At 57.3% G+C, this 24094-nt stretch carries 22 protein-coding genes and 1 other RNA gene; 18 read left to right on the top strand and 5 right to left on the bottom strand.

The window, feature by feature from the left end; all coding sequences use genetic code 11:
* The first annotated feature begins 85 nt into the window (after positions 1 to 85).
* The 3 genes from yqgB to speB all read left to right on the top strand — a co-directional run bounded on the left by yqgB (position 86) and on the right by speB (position 3407).
* A complete protein-coding gene (gene yqgB / locus KFZ77_RS19785) occupies positions 86 to 298 on the top strand; it encodes an acid stress response protein YqgB (RefSeq protein ID WP_406678813.1) in 213 nt (70 codons plus the stop codon).
* The gene (speA, locus tag KFZ77_RS16285; RefSeq protein WP_264384790.1) at positions 291 to 2267 is read left to right on the top strand and encodes a biosynthetic arginine decarboxylase; all 1977 of its coding nucleotides are present in this window, start codon (positions 291 to 293) and stop codon (positions 2265 to 2267) included. The genes yqgB and speA overlap by 8 nt, the downstream gene beginning before the upstream one ends.
* A gap of 219 nt (positions 2268 to 2486) precedes the next feature.
* Positions 2487 to 3407: an agmatinase gene (gene speB / locus KFZ77_RS16280; protein ID WP_264384789.1), complete on the top strand. Its 921-nt coding sequence runs from the start codon at positions 2487 to 2489 to the stop codon at positions 3405 to 3407.
* A gap of 88 nt (positions 3408 to 3495) precedes the next feature.
* Here speB and loiP read toward each other — a convergent pair whose 3' ends face one another.
* A complete protein-coding gene (loiP, locus tag KFZ77_RS16275) occupies positions 3496 to 4269 on the bottom strand; it encodes a metalloprotease LoiP (RefSeq protein WP_031519673.1) in 774 nt (257 codons plus the stop codon).
* 278 nt (positions 4270 to 4547) lie between these two features.
* On the opposite strand from loiP, the gene tkt reads away from it, so the two are divergent.
* The 7 genes from tkt to KFZ77_RS16240 all read left to right on the top strand — a co-directional run bounded on the left by tkt (position 4548) and on the right by KFZ77_RS16240 (position 13050).
* Positions 4548 to 6539, top strand: a complete 1992-nt coding sequence (tkt, locus tag KFZ77_RS16270; protein WP_264384788.1) for a transketolase — start codon at positions 4548 to 4550, stop codon at positions 6537 to 6539.
* A gap of 324 nt (positions 6540 to 6863) precedes the next feature.
* The gene (epd, locus tag KFZ77_RS16265) at positions 6864 to 7883 is read left to right on the top strand and encodes an erythrose-4-phosphate dehydrogenase (RefSeq protein ID WP_031519677.1); all 1020 of its coding nucleotides are present in this window, start codon (positions 6864 to 6866) and stop codon (positions 7881 to 7883) included.
* Between the two features lie 48 nt (positions 7884 to 7931).
* Complete coding sequence (gene pgk / locus KFZ77_RS16260; protein ID WP_031519680.1) at positions 7932 to 9095, top strand: phosphoglycerate kinase; 1164 nt, start codon at positions 7932 to 7934, stop codon at positions 9093 to 9095.
* A gap of 160 nt (positions 9096 to 9255) precedes the next feature.
* Positions 9256 to 10335, top strand: coding sequence for a class II fructose-bisphosphate aldolase (fbaA, locus tag KFZ77_RS16255; RefSeq protein WP_031519682.1), 1080 nt, complete (start codon positions 9256 to 9258; stop codon positions 10333 to 10335).
* A 188-nt stretch (positions 10336 to 10523) separates the two neighbouring features.
* Positions 10524 to 11408: a small-conductance mechanosensitive channel MscS gene (gene mscS, locus KFZ77_RS16250; RefSeq protein WP_031519684.1), complete on the top strand. Its 885-nt coding sequence runs from the start codon at positions 10524 to 10526 to the stop codon at positions 11406 to 11408.
* A 141-nt stretch (positions 11409 to 11549) separates the two neighbouring features.
* Positions 11550 to 12185 carry an arginine exporter ArgO gene (gene argO / locus KFZ77_RS16245; RefSeq protein WP_031519685.1) on the top strand — a complete coding sequence of 212 codons (636 nt, stop codon included), beginning with the start codon at positions 11550 to 11552 and terminating at the stop codon, positions 12183 to 12185.
* A 103-nt stretch (positions 12186 to 12288) separates the two neighbouring features.
* A complete protein-coding gene (locus tag KFZ77_RS16240; protein ID WP_031519687.1) occupies positions 12289 to 13050 on the top strand; it encodes an oxidative stress defense protein in 762 nt (253 codons plus the stop codon).
* A 48-nt stretch (positions 13051 to 13098) separates the two neighbouring features.
* On the opposite strand, the gene argP is transcribed toward KFZ77_RS16240, so the two are convergent.
* Positions 13099 to 13992, bottom strand: coding sequence for a DNA-binding transcriptional regulator ArgP (gene argP / locus KFZ77_RS16235; protein ID WP_031519689.1), 894 nt, complete (start codon positions 13990 to 13992; stop codon positions 13099 to 13101).
* 164 nt (positions 13993 to 14156) lie between these two features.
* On the opposite strand from argP, the gene rpiA reads away from it, so the two are divergent.
* Both rpiA and serA read left to right on the top strand, forming a co-directional pair.
* Positions 14157 to 14816, top strand: a complete 660-nt coding sequence (gene rpiA / locus KFZ77_RS16230) for a ribose-5-phosphate isomerase RpiA (RefSeq protein ID WP_031519691.1) — start codon at positions 14157 to 14159, stop codon at positions 14814 to 14816.
* 269 nt (positions 14817 to 15085) lie between these two features.
* Positions 15086 to 16324: a phosphoglycerate dehydrogenase gene (gene serA / locus KFZ77_RS16225; RefSeq protein WP_264384787.1), complete on the top strand. Its 1239-nt coding sequence runs from the start codon at positions 15086 to 15088 to the stop codon at positions 16322 to 16324.
* 69 nt (positions 16325 to 16393) lie between these two features.
* Here the strand turns inward: serA and KFZ77_RS16220 are convergent, their stop codons facing one another.
* From KFZ77_RS16220 to zapA, 3 genes are all read right to left on the bottom strand, one after another.
* Positions 16394 to 16990: a 5-formyltetrahydrofolate cyclo-ligase gene (locus KFZ77_RS16220; protein ID WP_264384786.1), complete on the bottom strand. Its 597-nt coding sequence runs from the start codon at positions 16988 to 16990 to the stop codon at positions 16394 to 16396.
* Between the two features lie 61 nt (positions 16991 to 17051).
* A non-coding RNA gene (ssrS, locus tag KFZ77_RS16215) (6S RNA) lies at positions 17052 to 17235 on the bottom strand.
* Between the two features lie 49 nt (positions 17236 to 17284).
* On the bottom strand, positions 17285 to 17614 hold the full coding sequence (gene zapA, locus KFZ77_RS16210) for a cell division protein ZapA (RefSeq protein ID WP_031519697.1): 330 nt from the start codon (positions 17612 to 17614) through the stop codon (positions 17285 to 17287).
* A gap of 163 nt (positions 17615 to 17777) precedes the next feature.
* Here zapA and KFZ77_RS16205 point away from each other — a divergent pair, with 163 nt between their 5' ends.
* The 6 genes from KFZ77_RS16205 to gcvH all read left to right on the top strand — a co-directional run bounded on the left by KFZ77_RS16205 (position 17778) and on the right by gcvH (position 24018).
* A complete protein-coding gene (locus KFZ77_RS16205; RefSeq protein WP_031519699.1) occupies positions 17778 to 18356 on the top strand; it encodes a YecA/YgfB family protein in 579 nt (192 codons plus the stop codon).
* A gap of 27 nt (positions 18357 to 18383) precedes the next feature.
* Positions 18384 to 19700 carry a Xaa-Pro aminopeptidase gene (gene pepP / locus KFZ77_RS16200; RefSeq protein ID WP_264384785.1) on the top strand — a complete coding sequence of 439 codons (1317 nt, stop codon included), beginning with the start codon at positions 18384 to 18386 and terminating at the stop codon, positions 19698 to 19700.
* Positions 19697 to 20875: a 2-octaprenyl-6-methoxyphenyl hydroxylase gene (gene ubiH, locus KFZ77_RS16195; protein WP_264384784.1), complete on the top strand. Its 1179-nt coding sequence runs from the start codon at positions 19697 to 19699 to the stop codon at positions 20873 to 20875. The genes pepP and ubiH overlap by 4 nt, the downstream gene beginning before the upstream one ends.
* A gap of 10 nt (positions 20876 to 20885) precedes the next feature.
* Positions 20886 to 22088, top strand: a complete 1203-nt coding sequence (gene ubiI, locus KFZ77_RS16190; RefSeq protein ID WP_264384783.1) for an FAD-dependent 2-octaprenylphenol hydroxylase — start codon at positions 20886 to 20888, stop codon at positions 22086 to 22088.
* 423 nt (positions 22089 to 22511) lie between these two features.
* Entirely contained in the window at positions 22512 to 23609 is a 1098-nt protein-coding gene (gene gcvT, locus KFZ77_RS16185; RefSeq protein ID WP_264384782.1) for a glycine cleavage system aminomethyltransferase GcvT, read from the top strand.
* Positions 23610 to 23631: 22 nt separating this feature from the next.
* Positions 23632 to 24018 (top strand): glycine cleavage system protein GcvH, encoded by a 387-nt coding sequence (gene gcvH / locus KFZ77_RS16180; RefSeq protein WP_031519705.1) that lies wholly within the window; start codon positions 23632 to 23634, stop codon positions 24016 to 24018.
* Positions 24019 to 24094 lie beyond the last annotated feature (76 nt).

Here is a 24094-nt window from a genome sequence, read left to right as displayed (position 1 = left end):
AACAAGGGCGCTCTTGCACCGCAAGAGTTTTCTCGTGGTTTCGCCGTCCCGTCATACAGGGTTCGGATACGTGTTTTACAATGATATGAATCAGAAACCGGTCGCTCAGTCGGGGTTTCAGCGCTATGTGCTGGAAAGTCGGACTGTTTATGGGTTGTTATCGCAACTTTGGGCTGCGATAGTAGTCAACTGTTTTACACCCGTCGTCTTTCAGAGTGCGGATGCGCGGTCAGCGCACGGCAGTCTGAAATCCAAAGGGTCTACACTTTCGACAACAATTGAGGTTCGCTATGTCTGACGACATTTCTTCTTCTTCGCCTTCGTCAGCGGGCGAACAGGGTGTACTACGTTCCATGCAGGAGGTTGCGATGAGCTCCCAGGAAGCCAGCCAGATGCTGCGCACGTACAATATTGCCTGGTGGGGCAATAACTACTATGACGTCAACGAGTTAGGGCATATAACCGTCTGCCCGGACCCGGACGTTCCCCACGCCCGCGTCGACCTTGCCAAACTGGTTAAGGCGCGTGAAGCGCAGGGGCAGCGCCTGCCCGCGCTTTTCTGCTTCCCGCAGATCCTGCAACACCGTTTGCGCTCGATTAACGCCGCGTTCAAACGCGCGCGCGAGTCCTACGGTTATAACGGCGACTATTTCCTGGTCTACCCGATCAAGGTCAACCAGCATCGCCGCGTGATTGAATCTCTTATCCACTCTGGCGAACCGCTGGGGCTGGAAGCCGGCTCGAAAGCCGAGCTGATGGCGGTACTGGCTCACGCCGGTATGACCCGCTCGGTGATCGTCTGTAACGGCTATAAAGACCGCGAGTACATCCGTCTGGCGCTGATCGGCGAGAAGATGGGCCATAAGGTCTATCTGGTTATCGAAAAGATGACGGAAATCGACATCGTGCTGGAAGAGGCCGAGCGCCTGAACGTGATCCCGCGCCTTGGCGTGCGTGCGCGTCTGGCATCCCAGGGCTCCGGCAAATGGCAGTCCTCCGGCGGCGAAAAATCCAAGTTCGGCCTGGCGGCGGTGCAGGTGCTGCAGCTGGTTGAGACGCTGCGTGAAGCGGGCCGCCTCGACAGCCTGCAACTGCTGCACTTCCACCTCGGCTCGCAGATGGCGAACATTCGCGATATCGCCACCGGCGTGCGTGAATCGGCGCGTTTCTACGTTGAGCTGCACAAGCTCGGCGTCAATATCGAATGCTTCGACGTCGGCGGCGGTCTGGGCGTGGACTATGAAGGCACGCGCTCCCAGTCCGACTGCTCGGTGAACTACGGCTTGAACGAGTACGCGAATAACATCATCTGGGCCATCGGCGATGCCTGTGAAGAGAACGGCCTGCCGCATCCGACCGTGATCACCGAGTCCGGCCGCGCTGTCACCGCGCACCATACCGTACTGGTCTCGAATATCATCGGCGTGGAGCGTAACGAATTCACCCAGCCGGAAGCGCCTGCGGAAGATGCAGCGCGCGCGCTGCAGAGCATGTGGGAAACCTGGCAGGAGATGCACGAGCCGGGCAACCGCCGCTCGCTGCGCGAATGGCTGCACGACAGCCAGATGGACCTGCACGACGTGCATATCGGCTACTCTTCCGGCACGTTCAGCCTGCAGGAGCGCGCCTGGGCCGAGCAGCTCTATCTTGGCATGTGCCACGAGGTGCAGAAGCAGCTTGATCCAAGCAACCGCGCGCACCGTCCCATCATCGACGAGCTGCAGGAGCGTATGGCGGATAAAGTCTACGTGAACTTCTCGCTGTTCCAGTCCATGCCGGACGCGTGGGGCATCGATCAGCTGTTCCCGGTACTGCCGCTGGAAGGTCTGGACCAGGCACCAAAACGTCGCGCCGTGCTGCTGGACATCACCTGTGACTCCGACGGGGCTATCGATCACTACGTGGACGGCGACGGCATTGCTACTACCATGCCGATGCCGGACTTCGATCCGCAGAATCCGCCGCCGCTGGGCTTCTTCATGGTAGGTGCCTATCAGGAGATCCTCGGCAACATGCACAACCTGTTCGGCGATACCGAAGCGGTGGACGTGTTTGTCTTCCCGGACGGCAACGTGGAAGTGGAGTTGTCGGACGAAGGGGATACGGTCGCGGATATGCTCCAGTACGTGCAGCTCAACCCGAACACGCTGCTGACCCACTTCCGCGATCAGGTAAAACAGACCGATCTCGACGAAGCGCTGCAGCAGCAGTTCCTCGAAGAGTTCGAAGCCGGTCTGTACGGCTACACCTATCTGGAAGATGAGTAAGGACTGAAGGGCGATGTTTGCGGAGCGTTATGCCGCAAATGCCGCCCCATGCCGGGCAGGTTCTGTAGTGCTGAACATGACTATTACAGGCTTGAACCCGGCTGAAAATACGGCGATAATTCGCGCCAACATGCTGTACACGAATCAATCCCTTCCTCGTCGGGCCAACGACGCGGAGGGGATTTTTTTTACATCTTTTTCTGACGAGAGGTTTCGCTCATGAGCACCTTAGGCCATCAGTACGATAACTCCCTGGTATCTAACGCCTTCGGTTTTTTGCGTTTGCCACTGAATTTCCAGCCGTACGAATCTGACGCTGACTGGGTCATCACCGGCGTTCCGTTTGATATGGCGACCTCCGGTCGCGCCGGTGGCCGTCATGGTCCGGCGGCGATTCGCCAGGTGTCTACCAACCTCGCATGGGAAGGCAACCGCTTCCCGTGGGATTTCGACATGCGCAAACGCCTGAACGTGGTGGACTGCGGCGATCTGGTGTACAGCTTCGGCGACGCGCGTGAAATGAGCGAGAAGCTGCAGGCCCACGCGGAGAAACTGCTGGCGTCCGGGAAGCGCATGCTCTCCTTCGGCGGCGACCACTTCGTTACGCTGCCGCTGCTGCGCGCGCACGCGAAGCACTTTGGTAAGATGGCGCTGGTGCACTTTGATGCCCACACCGACACCTATTCCAACGGCTGCGAGTTTGACCACGGCACCATGTTCTACACCGCGCCGAAAGAAGGCCTGATCGATCCGAACCATTCGGTGCAGATCGGTATTCGTACCGAGTTCGATAAAGACAATGGCTTCACCGTGCTGGATGCTGCGCAGGTTAACGACCGCACCGTGGATGACATCCTGGCCCAGGTTAAACAGATTGTTGGCGATATGCCGGTGTATCTGACCTTCGATATCGACTGCCTGGATCCGGCATTTGCACCGGGTACTGGTACGCCGGTTATCGGTGGCCTGACCTCCGATCGCGCGCTGAAGCTGGTGCGCGGCCTGAAGGATCTCAACATCGTTGGTATGGATCTGGTAGAAGTCGCGCCGGCTTATGACCAGTCTGAAATCACCGCCCTGGCGGCGGCGACGCTGGCGCTGGAAATGCTGTACATCCAGGCGGCGAAGAAAGGCGAATAAACGCGAGTGAGAGAAAAGAGGGCGATAGCGCGCTTCTGCTCCATCAGACATAAAGAAGGCTCCTGCGGGAGCCTTCTTTTTTTGCGGATTACTGCGCCGCTGGCGGCGTCAGCCCGTCGGCCTTCATGCGCTCGCGAATGTGCTGGGCGCGCGCGTCTGACGCCGGGTGATCGTCAAACATTGAGCTTTGACGGCCCGCTTCCTGCTTCGCCAGTTTCTCGAAGCTGGTCACCAGACCTGACGGATTGATGTTGCGCTTGCGCAACAGATCGTAGGAGTAGTCATCCGCTTCGGCTTCCTGACGCTGGGAGAACTGCGCGTTCACCAGTTTCTCGCCGAGTTCACCAAGCTGTGACTGGGAAAGGTTACCCAGCACGCCGCCCGCTGAGGCTGCCGCCACGCGAATGGCGTTGGTGCCAAGCGCAACCTGCATGCCGCGCTTCACGTGGCCGAGCGCAACGTGGCCCATTTCGTGGCCGATAACCGCTTCCACTTCGTTGTCGGTCATCATGTCCATCAGCCCGGAATAGACGCGGATACAGCCGTTTGCCATGGCGAAGGCGTTGACGTCTTTGGTCACGTACACCTTGTAGTTCACCGGCTGGCCATTGATGTTGTCGCCCAGCGCGGCGGCAATTTTATTCAGCCGCTGCGTGTAGTTGCTGCTGGCCGGCGCAAGTGTCGCCTTGCTGTCCTGCTCTTTACAGGCTTCATCGCTCAGGGTTTTTACCTGCGCATCGCTGAGCGAATAAGCCTGATAAGCTTCCGCGCCAGAGGAGAGCAGGCCGTTGGAGTCCATATTCTGACAGCCTGTCAGCAGGGCAGCCGTACCGAGGCTGAGTAAAATGGCACGCATTTTCATGGAGGTAGCTTCCGCAATTAATTGACGACAATAACATTTTGCAGCCGACTGAGCCGCGCGTGGGGCTAAGTATAAAGAAGATAACGAGCCGCAGGCGAGAGACTTGCGCAACCTGCGAGCACGATCCAGAGATTTCTTACGCGGCGCAAGGATGCTCCATGTACATGACTTGCCGCTTGGGTTACATTGATGGCACTTTTTTTCGGGCGTAGCCCATAACGCGTAGTCGTCAAGTCGATAATCAGACATGGCCTTCAACTATCCGATCTGGAGTCAAAATGTCCTCTCGTAAAGAGCTTGCCAATGCTATTCGTGCGCTCAGCATGGACGCCGTACAGAAAGCTAAATCCGGTCACCCGGGTGCCCCGATGGGCATGGCAGACATCGCCGAAGTTCTGTGGCGTGATTTTCTGAACCACAACCCGCAGAACCCGTCCTGGGCTGACCGCGACCGTTTTGTACTTTCTAACGGCCACGGCTCAATGCTGATTTACAGCCTGCTGCACCTCACCGGTTACGATCTGCCGATTGAAGAGCTGAAAAACTTCCGTAAGCTGCATTCGAAAACGCCGGGTCACCCGGAAGTGGGTTACACCGCGGGTGTTGAAACCACCACCGGGCCGCTGGGTCAGGGCATCGCTAATGCGGTGGGCATGGCGATTGCGGAACGCACAATGGCGGCGCAGTTCAACCGTCCGGGTCATGAGATTGTCGACCACCACACCTACACCTTCCTCGGCGATGGCTGCATGATGGAGGGCATCTCCCATGAAGTGTGCTCTCTGGCCGGTACCCTGGGCCTCGGCAAGCTGGTGGCGTTCTATGACGACAACGGCATCTCCATCGACGGTCACATTGAAGGCTGGTTCACTGACGACACCGCAAAACGTTTCGAAGCCTACGGCTGGCACGTGGTGCGTGGCGTAGACGGTCACGATGCCGACGCCATCAAACGCGCCATTGAAGAAGCGAAGTCCGTTTCCGATAAGCCGTCCCTGCTGATGTGCAAAACCATCATCGGCTTCGGATCCCCGAACAAAGCGGGCACCCACGACTCTCACGGCGCGCCGCTGGGCGAGGCGGAAGTTGCCGCTACGCGTGAACAGCTGGGCTGGAAACACGAACCGTTCGTGATCCCGCAGGACATCTATGCGCAGTGGGATGCGAAAGAAGCAGGCCAGGCGAAAGAAGCCGCGTGGAATGAGAAATTCGCTGCCTACGCCAAAGCCTTCCCGCAGGAAGCCGCGGAATTCACCCGTCGTATGAAGGGTGAAATGCCGGCGGAGTTCGCAGAGAAAGCGCAGGCGTTCATTACGAATCTGCAGGCAAACCCGGCGAAAATCGCCAGCCGTAAAGCCTCTCAGAACGCGATCGAAGCGTTTGGCAAGCTGCTGCCGGAGTTCCTCGGCGGATCTGCGGACCTGGCACCTTCCAACCTGACTATCTGGTCTGGTTCGAAAGCCATCAACGAAGACGCGGCCGGGAACTACATCCACTACGGCGTGCGTGAATTCGGTATGACCGCTATCGCCAACGGTATTGCACTGCACGGCGGTTTCCTGCCGTACACTTCTACCTTCCTGATGTTCGTGGAATATGCCCGTAACGCGGTGCGTATGGCTGCGCTGATGAAGCAGCGTCAGGTGATGGTCTATACCCACGACTCTATCGGTCTGGGTGAAGATGGCCCGACGCACCAGCCGGTAGAACAACTTGCCGCGCTGCGCGTAACCCCGAACATGAGCACATGGCGTCCGTGTGACCAGGTTGAATCTGCGGTGGCGTGGAAATACGCGGTCGAGCGTCACGATGGCCCGACAGCGCTGATCTTTTCTCGCCAGAACCTGGCGCAGCAGGATCGTACCGAGCAGCAGCTGGCGGATATCGCGCGCGGCGCGTACATCCTGAAAGATTGCGACGGTCAGCCGCAGGTGATCTTCATCGCTACCGGTTCTGAAGTTGAGCTGGCAGTGGCTGCCTGGGACAAACTCGCTGCCGAAGGCATCAAGTCGCGCGTGGTTTCCATGCCGTCTACCGATGTATTCGACAAGCAGGATGCCGCTTACCGCGAGGCCGTACTGCCGAAAGCCGTCAGCGCACGCGTGGCTATCGAAGCCGGCATCGCCGATTACTGGTTCAAGTACACCGGCCTGAATGGCGCTATCGTTGGCATGACCACCTTCGGTGAGTCTGCACCGGCTGAACTGCTGTTCGAAGAATTTGGTTTCACCGTCGATAACGTGGTGAGCAAGGCGAAAGCGCTGCTCTAATCACGTCACTGAAACGGGTCGCTCAGGCGGCCCGTTTTTTTATCCGGTTCTTTCCTGCCTTGCTTTTTTATTCGTCTTTCCCCTGCAATTCCCTGCAATTATTCCAGTAAAAATGTGACCTGCGTCATGAAGCTGCGCTCATCAGGCGGTGGCAACGTTTCTTTTATTCCACGCTTCGCTTATGCTGGCTGAAGCGTTTCAGTTGAACATTTGTTCGATAACTGACCGGACAGCGAGAGTTTGTGACGGGCGAGGTTTCCCTCCGCCAGAGGCTGCATTACTCTGTTTGCCACTGGCGAAATGGGTACATCTTGCAGGAGTAATATGACGATACGCGTGGCGATAAATGGCTTCGGTCGCATCGGACGTAACGTGGTTCGGGCTCTGTACGAGACCGGACGACGGGCGGAGATCACCGTGGTGGCAATCAATGAGCTGGCAGATGCTGCGGGCATGGCGCACTTGTTGAAATATGACACCACTCACGGACGTTTCGCCTGGGATGTACGCCAGGAGCGCGAGCAGCTGTGGATTGGCGACGATATCATTCGTTTGCTTCACGAACCTGAGATCGAAAACCTGCCGTGGCGTGAACTTGGTGTTGACGTGGTGCTCGATTGTACCGGCGTCTACGGTAGCCGCGCCGATGGGGTGGCGCATTCTGAAGCTGGCGCGAAGAAGGTGCTGTTTTCACATCCGGGCGGCAACGATCTTGATGCCACGGTGGTATATGGTGTGAACCACGACGAACTGCGGCCAGAACATCGCATCGTCTCTAACGCTTCCTGTACCACCAACTGCATCATCCCCATTATCAAACTGCTCGACGATGCGTTCGGCATTGACTCAGGTACGGTAACTACCATCCATTCTGCCATGAACGATCAGCAGGTTATCGACTCCTGGCACCCGGATCTTCGTCGTACCCGCGCCGCGAGCCAGTCGATTATTCCGGTCGATACCCGTCTTGCAGCGGGTATAACTCGTATTTTTCCGAAATTTAATGACCGATTTGAAGCAATTGCGGTGCGCGTACCCACCATTAACGTGACGGCGATTGACCTGAGCGTCACCGTGAAGAATTCAGTAAAAGCCAGTGATGTCAACCAGTTGCTGCAAAAAGCGGCGCTGGATACATTTCATGGTATAGTTGACTATACGGAATTACCGTTGGTCTCAACAGATTTTAACCACGATCCGCACAGTGCCATTGTGGACGGCACGCAGACGCGGGTTAGTGGAGCGCACCTGATTAAAACGCTAGTCTGGTGCGATAACGAATGGGGCTTTGCGAATCGTATGCTCGACACAACGTTAGCAATGGCCGCTCAAGGTTTCAGGTAGGACGCGGGTTGCGTCTGCAAAACTTTAGAATCAACGAGAGGATTCACCATGTCTGTAATTAAGATGACCGATCTGGATCTGGCTGGTAAACGCGTTCTGATCCGTGCTGATCTGAACGTGCCGGTTAAAGATGGAAAAGTAACGTCTGACGCTCGTATCCGCGCCTCGCTGCCGACCATCGAGCTGGCCCTGAAACAGGGTGCGAAAGTGATGGTAACGTCCCACCTCGGCCGTCCGACCGAAGGTGAATACAACGAAGAATTCTCTCTGTTGCCGGTAGTTAACTATTTGAAAGACAAAATCTCCAGCCCGGTTCGTCTGGCAAAAGATTACCTCGACGGCGTTGAAGTCGCAGAAGGTGAACTGGTTGTGCTGGAAAACGTTCGCTTCAACAAAGGCGAAAAGAAAGACGACGAAACCCTGTCTAAAAAATATGCCGCGCTGTGCGACGTATTCGTAATGGACGCGTTCGGCACCGCGCACCGCGCTCAGGCATCTACTCACGGCGTGGGCAAATTTGCAGATATCGCCTGTGCAGGCCCGCTGCTGGCAGAAGAGCTGGACGCGCTGGGTAAAGCGCTGAAAGAGCCGGCACGTCCGATGGTTGCCATCGTGGGCGGTTCTAAAGTTTCCACTAAACTGACCGTGCTGGACTCCCTGTCCAAAATCGCTGACCAGCTGATCGTCGGCGGCGGCATCGCCAACACCTTCGTGGCGGCTCAGGGCCACAACGTGGGTAAATCCCTGTACGAAGCGGATCTGGTTGAAGAAGCGAAGCGCCTGTTGACTACCTGTGATATCCCGGTGCCGACCGACGTGCGTGTTGCAACCGAGTTCTCTGAAACCGCGACGGCAACCCTGAAATCTGTCTCCGAAATTAAAGATGAAGAGCAGATTCTGGATATGGGCGATGTGTCCGCTGAGAAACTGGCTGAAATCCTGAAGAATGCCAAAACCATTCTCTGGAACGGCCCGGTTGGCGTGTTCGAATTCCCGAACTTCCGTAAAGGCACCGAAATCGTTGCCCGCGCTATCGCAGACAGCGAAGCCTTCTCTATCGCTGGCGGCGGCGACACGCTGGCCGCAATCGATCTGTTCGGCATTCAGGACAAGATCTCCTACATCTCCACCGGTGGCGGCGCGTTCCTCGAATTTGTGGAAGGCAAAGTTCTGCCGGCGGTTGCGATGCTCGAAGAGCGCGCTAAGCAGTAATCCTTCATCAGGCGAGGCGACTCGCCTGATGTTTACACCTTTTCCACCCTATGGGTTTCGGATTGCAGGCACACCAGCGACGCTCGTTACAGCGCGACATTGATGCGGCTTCAACACGAAACACAACGGGTATAACGGCCGAAGATACAGGACAACGAATATGTCTAAAATTTTTGATTTCGTAAAACCTGGCGTGATCACTGGTGATGACGTTCAGAAAGTATTCCAGGTAGCTAAAGAAAACAATTTCGCACTGCCGGCAGTTAACTGCGTGGGCACTGACTCCATCAACGCCGTTCTGGAAACCGCAGCGAAAGTAAAAGCGCCGGTTATCGTACAGTTCTCTAACGGTGGCGCGGCGTTCATCGCCGGTAAAGGCATTAAAACTGACGTTCCTCAGGGTGCTGCAATCCTGGGCGCTATCTCCGGTGCGCATCACGTTCACCAGATGGCTGAACACTACGGTGTTCCGGTTATTCTGCATACTGACCACTGCGCCAAGAAACTGCTGCCGTGGATCGATGGTCTGCTGGACGCGGGCGAGAAGCACTTCGCTGCAACCGGTAAGCCGCTGTTCTCTTCCCACATGATCGACCTGTCTGAAGAGTCTCTGGAAGAGAACATCGAGATCTGCTCTAAGTACCTGGAGCGTATGTCCAAAATGGGCATGACCCTGGAAATCGAACTGGGTTGCACCGGTGGTGAAGAAGACGGCGTGGACAACAGCCATATGGACGCGTCTGCACTTTACACCCAGCCGGAAGACGTTGATTACGCGTACACCAAACTGAACGCTATCAGCCCGCGTTTCACCATCGCGGCGTCCTTCGGTAACGTACACGGCGTTTACAAGCCGGGTAACGTAAAACTGACCCCGACCATCCTGCGTGATTCTCAGGAATACGTTTCTAAGAAACACAACCTGCCGCACAACAGCCTGAACTTCGTGTTCCACGGCGGTTCCGGTTCTTCTGCGCAGGAAATCAAAGACTCCGTAAGCTACGGCGTGATCAAAATGAACATCGATACCGACACCCAGTGGGCAACCTGGGAAGGTATTCTGAAGTACTACAAAGAGAACGAAGCTTACCTGCAGGCTCAGCTGGGCAACCCGAAAGGCGAAGACCAGCCGAACAAGAAGTACTACGATCCGCGCGTATGGCTGCGTGCCGCGCAGGCCAGCATGGTGGTTCGTCTGGAGCAGGCATTCAAAGAGCTGAACGCGGTAGACGTACTGTAATCTGCTTTCTGTCCTGACGTTAAGGCCCGCATTCGCGGGCCTTTTTTATTTGCTCACGCTCTGTAACAGCTAATCCCGCCATTGGTTTGGCAAACTCCACGCTTTTTGTTTACCCTTTAAATACCTGCACATACCGCGCCTGGCGCGGATATTTTTTGCCCACAAGGGCCAGTTTGAAGGAACAGTAAATGGATGATTTGAACGTGGTAGACAGCATCAATAACGCCGGTGGTTGGCTGGTGAGGAATCAGGCGCTGCTGCTGAGCTACGCGGTTAACATCGTGGCCGCCATCGCCATCATCATCATCGGGATGATTATCGCCCGGGCCGTGGCTAACGGCGTTAACCGTGTGATGCGTGCACGGCACATTGATGCTACGGTCGCAGACTTCCTGTCGGCACTGGTGCGCTACGGTATCATCGCTTTTACGCTGATTGCCGCCCTGGGTCGCGTCGGCGTGCAGACAGCGTCCGTGATCGCCGTGCTGGGTGCCGCCGGTCTGGCCATCGGTCTGGCGCTGCAGGGCTCGCTCTCAAACCTGGCTGCCGGCGTGCTGCTGGTCACCTTCCGCCCGTTCCGTGCCGGTGAGTATGTCGATCTTGGCGGCGTAGCCGGTACGGTGCTTAATGTGCAGATCTTCTCCACCACTTTACGCACCGTGGACGCACGTATCGTGGTGATCCCGAACGGGAAAATTATCGCCAACAACATCATCAACTTTTCGCGCGAGCAGGTGCGCCGCAACGAATTTATTATCGGGGTGTCTTACGAAGCAGATATCGATCAGGTGAAGCAGATCCTGACCGAAATTATCGAGTCTGACGAACGCATTCTTAAAGATCGTGAAATGACGGTGCGTCTGAACGAACTGGGCGCCTCTTCGGTAAACTTTGTGATCCGCGTCTGGAGCAACAGTAGTGATTTACAGGCAGTTTACTGGGACGTACTGGAGCGCATTAAGAAGGCATTCGACGCCAACGGTATCAGCATCCCGTATCCGCAGATGGACGTTAATTTTAAACGCGTTAAGGCACCGCAGGACGACGCCGAACATACGCCGGTTAACCATTAATTACGCAGAGCCGACATCGCGTCGGCTTTTTTATAACTCTTATTATTAGCAATACTGATTAATGATTAAAATTATCAATTTCCGCTAATAACCTTACGGCGTTATAGTCTGCTCCAGTTTTCCTTATTCAGAGTATTGGCTGTGATTGCATATTATTTTCAAGGGCTTGCCTTAGGGGCCGCGATGATCCTTCCGCTGGGGCCGCAAAATGCTTTTGTATTAAACCAGGGGATTCGTCGTCAGTATCATCTGATGATCGCGGCGCTGTGCGCGTTCAGCGATATCCTGCTCATCAGCGCCGGTATTTTTGGCGGCAGCGCGCTGCTGATGCAGTCGCCACTGCTGTTAACGGCGGTCACCTGGGGTGGGGTGGCGTTTCTGCTGTGGTATGGCTGGGGAGCGCTGCGTACCGCGTTCAGTCGGGATATTGAAATGGAGAATGCTGCAACCCTGAAGCAGGGGCGGCTGCGGCTGATTGCTACCATGCTGGCGGTGACCTGGCTCAACCCGCACGTCTATCTGGACACCTTCGTGGTGCTGGGCAGTCTGGGCGGACAGATGGCGGAGGAGCCAAAGCGCTGGTTTGCCCTCGGCACCATCAGCGCGTCGGTGTTGTGGTTCTTCGGTCTGGCGCTGCTCGCCGCCTGGCTTGCCCCGCGTTTGCGCACCGTCACGGCGCAGCGCATCATCAACGGTCTGGTCGGCATCGTAATGTGGGTCATCGCCATTAAGCTTGCGCAGGACGGTTTCTCACACCTTTCGGCGTTAATTAACTAATCTTAATCCGATAGACTTAACCTGCGCAGGATTTACTCTCTGCGCAGAGGCTCGTCTGTTGCGACGAGCTGCATTTCCCGGCACACAGCAAGGAGAAATAACAGTGAAGTTTAAGATGATGGCCCTCGCGGCCGTGATTGGATTGAGCACCTTCCCGGCGCTGGCAAACGAACTGCCAAACGGCCCGCATATTGTTACTACCGGCACAGCAAGCGTTGATGCCGTACCGGATATCGCGACCCTGACCATCGAAGTGAACGTGGCAGCGAAAGATGCCGCGTCCGCGAAAAAGCAGGCGGATGACCGCGTTGCGCAATACCTGACCTTCCTGCAAAAAAATAACGTCGAGAAGAAAGACATCGCCTCGGCCAACCTGCGTACCCAGCCTGACTACGACTATCAGGACGGGAAAAGCATTCTCAAAGGTTACCGCGCGGTGCGCACCGTTGAAGTTACCCTGCGTGAGCTGGATAAGCTGAATGCGTTGCTGGATGGCGCGCTGAAAGCAGGCCTGAACGAAATCCGCTCCGTCTCGCTGGGCGTCGCGAAGCCGGAAACCTACAAGGATGAGGCGCGTAAAGCGGCAATTAAGGACGCGATGCACCAGGCTGAGCAGCTGGCTTCCGGCTTTAACAGCAAGCTGGGCAACGTCTACAGCGTGCGCTATCACGTCTCCAACTATCAGCCGCAGCCGATGGTGCGCATGATGAAAGCCGACGCCGCACCGGCTTCTGCCCAGGAGAGCTACGAGCAGCCGACGATTCAGTTTGACGATCAGGTGGATGTGGTGTTTGAGCTGCAGCCAGGCCAGAGCGGCAACACTGCCGCAACCCCGGCCACGCCTGCAACCACGCCGGCGCAGTAATTGCCGGATAAAAAAAGCCCCGCGCAGTCTGGCGGGGCTTTTTTGTTATTAGTCCTGACGCAAAACCCGATGGCCGTGGCTGAGCAGGGCATCGGTGACGTTGCGCATCATGCGGCTTTCCGGCGCAAACCGATGCCAGTAAAGCATCCGGCGCTGGAACAGGCCCGGCGTCAGGTCGATAAGCTCGCCGCTGGCCAGCTCTTTTTCGATCTGCAGATGCGGGATCATACAGCAGGTAGTGCCCTGGCGGGCGAGCTGCACAAAGGCTTCAGACGAGTTAACGATGTGGCAGGGCACGCTGCCCGGCGACAGGTCAAAGTTCTGCTGTAAAAACGCCTGGTGCATGTCGTCTAAGTGGTCGAAGGCGACGGCTGGCGCTTTCAGCAGGGCCGAGCGGGTAACGCCGTTCGGGAAGTAGCGATCGGCAAAGGCTTTAGAGCCGACAAACAGGTAGTCGAGCGCGCCGAGCTGGTCCACGAGGCAGCTTGGCAGCGCCTGAGACTGAATACTCACCGCACCCACCACTTCTCCGCGACGCAGCCGCTCCTGGGTGCGGGTTTCGTCTTCAACCTGCAGATTGAGGCGAATAGGGGAATCGGCCAGCACCGGGGCCAGCGCCGGCAGCAGCCAGGTCGCCAGACTGTCGGCGTTGACCGCCAGCGACAGCAGCAGCGGCGTGGAACCCGTCTGTTCGTCGCCCAGCCACTCCTCTTCCAGCAGCTCGACCTGACGCAACAGCGCCAGCAGTTTCTGACCCTGCTCGGTCGGACGTGGCGGCACGGTACGCACCAGCAGCGGCTGACCAAACATGTTTTCCAGCTGTTTGATGCGCTGAGAGACCGCGGACTGCGTAATACACAGCTTCTGGGCCGCGCGTTCAAATCCACGCTCGCGGATAACCGCATCCAGCGCCTGTAATGTTCTGTAATCCGGGCGTTTCATTGCTCTGCGCACTCCTGATTTTATTATGCCCCGCACTATGACATAAATTTGCCTTTGATACAGACCCTTTCGGTCAAATCACACTGCGGCGATTCCAGGCGGGAATGTCCCTGCGGATGGGGGTATAATCCGCGGCAGTTTTCTCACCACAGGCATAACAAACCATGACCCAGGATGAATTGAAAAAAGCCGTTGGCTGGGCGGCGCTCCAGTACGTGCAGCCAGGTACTATCGTTGGTGTCGGCACCGGCTCCACCGCGGCACATTTTATTGATGCGCTGGGTACCGTGCGTCACCAGATTGAGGGCGCGGTTTCCAGCTCGGATGCCTCTACCGAAAAACTCAAAAGCCTCGGTATTCCGGTGTTCGATCTGAACAACGTTGATTCGCTGGGCATTTATGTCGATGGTGCCGACGAAATCAATGAGCAGATGCAGATGATCAAAGGCGGCGGCGCGGCGCTGACCCGTGAGAAAATCATCGCCTCCGTCGCCGATAAGTTTATCTGCATCGCGGATGCCTCCAAGCAGGTGGCAATCCTCGGCAGTTTCCCGCTACCGGTTGAAGTTATCCCGATGGCGCGCAGCGCGGTAGCTCGTGAGCTGGTGAAGCTGGGCGGTCGTCCGGAGTACCGTCAGGGCGTGGTCACCGACAACGGCAATATCATTCTTGATGTGCACGGTCTGGAAATCCTCGACCCGATCGCGCTGGAGAATGCGATCAACGGTCTGCCGGGCGTGGTAACCGTCGGGCTGTTCGCCAACCGTGGTGCAGACATCGCGCTTATCGGCAGCGCAGACGGTGTAAAAACCATCGTAAAATGATCTGAAGGGAGCGCTGCGGCGCTCCCCCAGTAAAAAAATTCGTTATCGCTTAATTTGGTGACATCTGTCACACCTTGCCTCCCTTTCTCAAATTCATTCCGTTTAGTTTCTTCGGACCAGTGTTTTGTGCTACTGAGCTGCGCTGCATGACGTTTCCTCACGCGGCCCGCGCAAACGTTCATATTGCTGCAATAGTTTTTTTTGATATGTTGAAACAAAGCTGGTTACAAGCTCAGCACATTATCAGTACAGACAAACAGGGTCGGGAAATGGCAAAAGTATCGCTGGATAAAAGCAAAATTAAGTTCCTGCTGGTGGAAGGCGTGCACCAGAAAGCAATCGATAACCTGCGCGCCGCGGGTTATACCAACATCGAGTTTCATAAAGGCGCGCTGGACAGCGAGGCGCTGAAAGCGTCGATCCGCGATGCGCATTTCATCGGTATCCGATCCCGTACCCATCTGACTGAAGAAATTTTCGCCGCGGCTGAAAAGCTGGTGGCGGTGGGCTGCTTCTGCATCGGCACGAATCAGGTCGATCTTACCGCCGCCGCGATCCGTGGTATTCCGGTATTTAATGCCCCGTTCTCCAACACCCGCTCGGTCGCAGAACTGGTGATCGGTGAACTGCTGCTGCTGCTGCGCGGCATTCCGGAAGCGAACGCCAAAGCGCACCGCGGCATCTGGAACAAGCTGGCGGCCGGTTCTTTTGAGGCGCGCGGGAAGAAGCTTGGCATCATCGGCTACGGGCATATCGGCACCCAGCTGGGTATTCTGGCGGAATCCCTCGGTATGCATGTCTTCTTCTACGATATCGAAAGCAAGCTGCCGCTCGGGAATGCGACCCAGGCGCAGCATCTTTCCGACCTGCTGAACATGAGCGACGTGGTGAGTCTCCACGTGCCGGAAAATGCCTCTACCAAAGATATGATCGGTGCCGAAGAGCTGGCGCTGATGAAGCCGGGATCGCTGCTGATTAATGCCGCACGCGGCACCGTGGTGGATATCCCTGCGCTGTGCGATGCGCTGCGCACCCGACACCTTGCGGGCGCAGCCATTGACGTCTTCCCGGAAGAGCCGGCCACCAACAGCGATCCGTTCACCTCGCCGCTGATTGAGTTCGACAACGTGATCCTGACGCCGCATATCGGCGGTTCGACTCAGGAAGCGCAGGAGAATATCGGCATTGAAGTATCCGGCAAGCTGGCGAAGTACTCCGACAACGGTTCTACGCTTTCAGCGGTGAATTTCCCGGAAGTATCCCTTCCGCTGCACGGTGGGACCGTGAGCCGACTGCTGCACATCCACGAAAACCGTCCGGGCGTGTTGACGGCCATCAACCAGATTTTCGCCGAGCAGGGCGTCAACATCGCAGCCCAGTTCCTGCAGACCACGCCGCAGATGGGTTATGTAGTCATTGATATTGATGCCGAAGAGGACGTAGCGCAAAAAGCGCTGCAGAGCATGAAGGCTATTCCGGGCACCATCCGCGCTCGCCTGCTGTATTGATTAGTTTTGTTTCACATTTATACGCGCTAAAAACGAAAAAGCCCTCGCGATGCGGGGGCTTTTTTTTGATTACCACACCCAGAGGCGCGAAGGCGTAACCACCGCCGGAAGCGGTATATCCCACTCTTCGCTTGGCAGGGCATCAACCTGCTGACAATCATGCGCATAACCTACCGGCTGCAAACCATGCTGCTGCCAGTTCTGCAGCGTGCGATCGTAAAAGCCGCCGCCCATGCCCAGCCGCTGCCCCTGCGTATCGAATGCCACCAGCGGCGTCACCAGCACGTCCAGGCGCTCCAGCGGCAGCACGTCGCGCACGTCGAGCTCAGGCTCGCTGATGTTGAGACGATTGACCACCAGCTCACTTTCGGGATGGTAATGCAGAAACAGCAGATTGCCGGGACTGAACGGGTGCAGCACCGGAAGATAAACCCGTTTTCCGGCGCGCCACAGGCGATCGATCAGCGGGCGGGTATCCAGTTCGCCATCAAACGACAGAAATACTGCCACGGTATGCGCGAGCAGCATCGGGGCGTAAGCCATCATGCGGTCGGCGGCCTGTTCGGCAAAATGGGTTTGCTGTTCAGCAGTCAGAGTACGGCGTAATTGCCTGATATGTTTGCGTATTTCTTGTCGGGATGAAGCCGGGAGAGGATGTTGCGTCATGTCATACGCTTATCTGAAAGGTCGCGCGAAGCGCAATAACAAACGTGTGGTGAAAAGAGAAGGAATCTCCGAGATGCCGCCGCAGGCTGTAACCCTTGAACCCGTGGTTCAAGGTGAATGCGTCGTCACGGTTTTAAGGCTTCTCGGACGAACCGAGCATGCTCACCAACCGTGGACCAACACATTCTGTTTTTTTGAAATATCGGCTCAGGGGACTGGCCCGCTTGCGAACATCTCAGAGAAATTTTGTACTTCACGGTCACTCTAACATAAAGAACCCTGAAGTGTTATCCGTTATTCGAACTTTGGACCCGTTCTTTCGCTAATGCGACCCTGGTCAAGCAATGCCTGCTCAATGGTCTGCTGTAGCATCCGAATACGCTGTTCCATGCTGGAGGCGTAATCGCGGGTTTTAGTCTTTTCTTGTGCCAGCTCATAACAAACGTTAAGTGCGGCGATGAAGACCAGTTGTTCTGTATTTGTGACTCTAGTGCGAACTTTCAGATCTTGCAACCGCTGATTCAGGTCTTCTGCTGCCTGATTTAACGCATCTCTCTGTTCAGGAGGACAATTCACCCGCAGAGAACGGCCAAAAATTTGGATATCGACTGGTTGTGCAGACATGACACCTTCCTGCTGTTTGACTGCGCGTCGCTCGCCGCCGGGCTGGGCTGCGAAGGGGCGACACTATAGCTACCCTGATTTGATGGCACAAGCCCTTTCTGGTTCACCAGGGTCCAAAGTGGTAGCATATCACGATCTTATCCTCCCAACGACGACGAATGCTATGTCTACAAATACCGATTTACCTGGCTACGCGGAACTTGGCCAGTTACTTAACCAGCAGGATGTCGGCTTAACACCTGCGGAAATGCATGGACTGATCAGCGGTATGTTGTGCGGTGGAAACAACGACAGCACCTGGCAGCCGCTGCTGCACGATCTGACCAACGAAGGGCTGGCTTTCGGGCAAAACCTGGCACAGATGCTGCGTCAGATGCACGCCGCCACGGATATTGCGCTGGAAGATGATGGCTTCCAGTTCCAGCTTTACCTGCCGGATGGCGACGAGGTGACCGTATTTGACCGTGCTGATGCGCTGGCAGGCTGGGTGAATCACTTCCTGCTGGGGCTGGGCGTCACGCAGCCGAAACTCGATAAGGTCACCGGCGAAGCGGGTGAAGCCATCGACGATCTGCGTAACATTGCTCAGCTTGGTTATGACGAAGACGAAGATCAGGAAGAGCTGGAGATGTCGCTCGAAGAGATCGTGGAGTACGTTCGCGTAGCAGCCTTGCTGTGCCATGACCGTTTTAACCGCCAGCCGCCAACGGCGCCGGAAGTGCAGAAACCCACGCTACACTAATTGTTTCATCGCTTTTGAGGAGATGTCATGACACCCCAGGAATATCGTCGACGTCGCCAGGCGTTACTGGCAAAGATGGCTCCGGCAAGCGCCGCACTGATTTTCGCCGCGCCAGAAGCGCCGCGCAGCGCGGACAGCGAGTACCCGTATCGTCAGAGCAGTGATTTCTGGTACTTCACCGGCTTTAATGAGCCGGAAGCCGTGCTGCTGCTGATCAAAAGCGATGACAACCATAACCACAGCGTGCTGTTTAACCGCGTGCGCGATAAAAATGCTGAAATCTGGTTCGGACGTCGTCTCGGCCAGGACGCTGCGCCTGAAAAACTGGGCGTTGACCGCGCGCTGGCATTCGATGAGATCGACGAGCAGCTCTATCAGCTGTTAAATGGGCTGGACGTGGTGTATCACGCCCAGGGTGAATACCCGTATGCCGACACCATCGTGTTCACCGCGCTGGACAAGCTGCGTAAAGGCTCACGCCAGAACCTGGCAGCACCGGCTACCCTCACCGACTGGCGGCCATGGGTGCATGAGATGCGCCTGTTCAAATCCGAAGAGGAGCTGGCGGTAATGCGCCGCGCCGGAGAGATCAGCGCCCTTGCACACACACGCGCGATGGAAAAATGCCGCGCCGGGATGTACGAATACCATCTCGAAGGCGAAATCCACCACGAGTTTAACCGCCACGGCGCGCGTTACCCTGCTTACAACACCATCGTTGGCAGCGGGGAAAACGGCTGCATCCTGCATTACACCGAAAATGAAAGCGTGCTGCGCGACGGCGACCTGGTGTTGATCGATGCCGGCTGCGAATATCAGGGCTACGCCGGTGATATCACCCGCACCTTCCCGGTGAGCGGTAAATTCTCCCCGGCGCAGCGTGCGGTCTACAACATCGTGCTCGAATCGCTGGAAACCTCTCTGACCCTGTTCCGCCCCGGCACCTCTATTCAGGACGTCACCGGCGAGGTGGTACGCATTATGGTGAGCGGCCTCGTGAAGCTTGGCATTCTGCATGGCGAGGTTGAACAGCTCATCGCGGATAACGCGCATCGCCAGTTCTTTATGCATGGTCTGGGGCACTGGCTGGGGCTGGACGTGCATGATGTCGGTGCTTATGGCGCGGATCGCTCGCGTCCGCTGGAGCCGGGCATGGTGATCACCGTGGAGCCGGGCCTGTATATCGCGCCGGACGCCGACGTCCCTGCGGAGTACCGCGGGATCGGCATTCGCATCGAAGACAACATCCTTATTACTGAAGCGGGTAATGAGAACCTGACCGCCAGCGTCGTGAAACATGCGGATGAGATTGAAGCCTTGATGGCGGCGGCACGGCAGTCATGAGCGTGATTATCGCCGGCGGCGGCATGGCGGGCGCGACCCTGGCTCTTACTCTGTCGCATCTCACCAACGGCACGTTGCCGGTGCATCTGGTGGAAGCCCGGGATCCTGCCGCGGCAAGCCACCCCGGATTTGATGCCCGCGCCATCGCGCTGGCGCACGGTACCACGCAACAGCTGGCGCGTACCGGCATCTGGCAGGCGATTGCTGACCGGGCGACGCCCATCCATAGCGTGCACGTCAGCGATCGCGGCCATGCCGGCTTCGTTACCCTTGAAGCCAAAGATTACCGTATCGACGCCTTAGGACAGGTGGTTGAGCTGCACGACGTCGGCCAGCGCCTGTTTACGCTGCTGCGCAAAGCGCCCGGCGTCACGCTGCACTGTCCGGCCCGGGTGGCGGCGTTTGACCGTGCCCCCCAGCACGTCAGCGTCACGCTGGACAACGGCGAAACCCTCAGCGCGCAGCTGCTGGTTGCCGCTGACGGTGCCCGCTCGGCGCTGGGTTCCCAGAGCGGCATTGTGCATGAAGCGTACGAGTACGATCAGGTGGCGGTGATCGCCAATGTGACAACCGCCATTCCGCATGGGGGACGGGCGTTTGAGCGTTTCACTGAGCACGGCCCGCTGGCGCTGCTGCCGATGTCGGGCAACCGCTGCTCGCTGGTGTGGTGCCATTCGCGCGCTAAACAGCAGGCAATTCTCGACTGGAGTGACGAACAATTTTGCCTTGAGCTGCAGCGTGCCTTCGGCTGGCGACTGGGGCGCATCGTCCATGCGGGCGCCCGCAGCGTGTATCCGCTGACGCTCACCCGCGCACGCCGTCCCATTTCGCATCGCGTGGCGCTGGTGGGGAACGCGGCCCAGAGCCTGCATCCGATTGCCGGGCAGGGGTTTAACCTGGGCCTGCGCGACGTGATTTCACTGGCGGAGTGTCTGGCCGCTGCGCTACACGACGACCCGGACTGCGGTCGCTACACTGTATTAAGCGCCTGGCAGCAGCAGCGTCAGGCGGACAAAGCCGCGACCATCGGCATGACGGACGGGCTGGTGCACCTTTTTGCCAACCGCTGGGCACCGCTGGTGGCAGGCCGCAATGTCGGTCTGACGGCGATGGAACTGTTTACTCCGGCGCGAAACGCGCTGGCAAAGCGAACCCTTGGCTGGGTCGCACGTTAAGGAGACGAATGTGCAAAGCGTAGATGTGGCAATTGTTGGCGGGGGTATGGTCGGCCTCGCGGTTGCCTGCGGGTTGCAGGGCAGTGGCCTTCGCGTTGCGGTGCTGGAGCAGCATGAGCCCGAGCCGTTAGCCGCGAACGCGCCGCCCGCGCTGCGCGTCTCGGCAATCAATGCCGCCAGCGAAACGCTGCTGGCGAAGCTCGGGGTGTGGAACGACCTGCAACAGGGGCGTGTCAGTCCCTATCACGGCATGGAAGTGTGGGATCAGGACAGCTTCGGACATATTGCTTTTGATGATAAATCCCTCGGCTACAGCCATCTCGGGCATATCATTGAAAATGCTGTGATCCACCAGGCGCTGTGGGATAAAGCCCAGCGCTGTTCAGACGTTACGCTCATTGCCCCGGCGCAGATGCAGCAGGTTGCCTTCGGCGAGAACGACGCCTTTCTCACCCTGACCGACGGCACGATGCTGACGTCGCGGCTGGTGATTGGTGCGGACGGGGCGAACTCCTGGCTGCGCGAGCGCGCCGATATTCCGCTGACATACTGGGATTACCGCCATCACGCCCTGGTGGCAACCATTCGCACCGATGAGCCTCACGGTCAGGTGGCGCGCCAGATGTTTCACGGTGACGGCATTCTCGCCTTCCTGCCGCTGGCCGATCCGCACCTGTGCTCGATCGTCTGGTCGCTGTCGCCTGATAAAGCGCAGCAGATGCAGCAGGCCAGCGATGAAGCCTTCAATCAGGCGCTGTGCGTAGCGTTTGATAACCGCCTTGGGCTGTGCCACGTCGAAAGTGAGCGTCAGGTCCATCCGCTGGTCGGCCGTTACGCGCGGCAGTTCGCGTCTCATCGTCTGGCGCTGGTGGGCGATGCCGCCCACACCATTCATCCGCTGGCGGGCCAGGGCGTGAACCTCGGGTTTATGGATGCGGCTGAACTGATTGACGAACTCCGTCGTCTGCAGCGTCAGGGTAAAGATATTGGTCAGCACCTCTATCTGCGCCGCTACGAGCGCAGCCGCAAGCACAGCGCCGCGCTGATGCTGGCGGGAATGCAGGGGTTCCGCGAACTGTTTGCCGGCAGCAATCCGGCGAAAAAGCTGCTGCGCGATATTGGATTGAAACTTGCTGATACTCTCCCGGGTGTTAAACCGCAGCTGATCCGTCAGGCAATGGGCCTGAACGATCTGCCTGAGTGGTTACGTTAACTGCGTCACACTTTCCCTTTCCCGCCAACGGAAAGGGAAATCCTCCTCGTTTGAAATATTCTAATTTCACCCATTTTTTCGGATTAGATTTACTCATCTGACGTTTTTGGCAATGTAGTGAATTTTTTCCGCTTTCAACGATAAATGCTGCGTTACGCAGTGCCAGGCAAATGCATTCATTATTTATCAGCTTCATTTTGCGCTAAGGACAACCGAAAACTCTGTCACGCATTTCGGGTTTTACGGCCATAAGCTAATGTGATGACCCATTTTTACTTATGGTTAATCCCAGGCTTCGGTGATAAGTTCAGGCAAAAGGTAACGTTTGCGTCGCGGTCGGGAGTGACCGTGGCGGTGGGGTTTAACCTGGGCTTTTTTCAGGGCTGCATCCCCGTTCGTACCCGCTGACAACCCGAGGAAAAGATGGCTCAACAAACCCCTTTGTATGAACAGCACACCCTCTGCGGTGCGCGCATGGTCGATTTCCACGGCTGGATGATGCCGCTGCACTACGGCTCCCAGCTGGATGAGCATCACGCGGTGCGCCGCGATGCCGGTATGTTTGACGTCTCCCATATGACTATCGTCGACCTGCGCGGCACCCGTACCCGCGAATTCCTGCGTTTTCTGCTGGCTAACGACGTCGCTAAACTCACTGTCCCTGGCAAAGCCCTCTATACCGGTATGCTTAACGCTTCCGCCGGTGTCATCGATGACCTGATCGTCTATTTCCTTACCGAAGACTATTTCCGCCTGGTGGTGAACTCCGCCACCCGGGAAAAAGATCTCGCCTGGATCGAGGAACATGCTGCCGGGTACGGGGTTGAAATTACCGTGCGCGACGATCTGGCGCTGATTGCCGTTCAGGGGCCGCAGGCGAAAGAGAAAGCGGGCACGCTGTTCAGCGAGGCCCAGCGCCAGGCGGTTGACGGCATGAAACCCTTTTTTGGCGTCCAGGCCGACGATCTGTTCATCGCCACCACCGGATATACCGGTGAAGCCGGCTATGAAATCGCGTTGCCGAATGAAAAAGCCGCCGACTTCTGGCAGGCGCTGGTTAAGGCTGGCGTACAGCCGTGCGGCCTCGGCGCGCGCGACACGCTGCGCCTGGAGGCTGGGATGAACCTGTATGGGCAGGAGATGGATGAAGGCGTATCGCCGCTCGCTGCCAATATGGGCTGGACCATCGCTTTCGAGCCTGCCGACCGTCAGTTCATCGGGCGTGAGGCGCTGGAATCTCAGCGCGAACACGGCACCGAGCAGCTGGTCGGCCTGGTGATGACGGAAAAAGGCGTGCTGCGCGGTGGTTTGCCGGTGCGCTTTACCGATGCTCAGGGCAACCCCCAGGAAGGGATCATCACCAGCGGCACCTTCTCGCCCACGCTCGGCTACAGCATTGCGCTCGCCCGCGTACCCCAGGGCATTGGCGAGACCGCGATTGTCCAGATCCGCAACCGTGAAATGCCGGTGCGCGTGACCAAACCCGTTTTCGTTCGCGCCGGAAAAGCCGTCGCGCAGTGATGTCGATATCAGGAGAAAAAAAATGAGCAATGTTCCAGCAGAACTGAAATACAGCAAAGAACACGAGTGGCTGCGTAAAGAAGCCGACGGCACGTACACCGTGGGGATCACCGAGCATGCGCAGGAGCTGCTGGGTGACATGGTGTTCGTCGATCTGCCAGGCGTTGGCACTACCGTCAGCGCGGGGGACGACTGTGCGGTGGCGGAGTCCGTGAAAGCGGCTTCCGACATCTATGCGCCGGTCAGCGGTGAGATTGTGGCGGTCAACGACGCCCTTGGCGATGCGCCGGAGCTGGTTAACAGCGCGCCCTATGGCGAAGGCTGGATCTTCAAAATTAAAGCCAGCGACGAGTCGCAGATTGCTGCGCTGCTGGATGCCGCTGCGTACGAAGCACTGCTGGACGAGTAACAGTTTTCTCCCTCTTCGTCGGAAGAGGGCTGGGTGGGGGCGAAACAGCACCCGCCCTTAACCTCTCCGGCTGCGA

This window comes from Siccibacter colletis (assembly GCF_025914095.1).
Taxonomy (GTDB): domain Bacteria; phylum Pseudomonadota; class Gammaproteobacteria; order Enterobacterales; family Enterobacteriaceae; genus Siccibacter; species Siccibacter colletis.
This window is presented reverse-complemented; position numbering and strand designations above follow the sequence as displayed.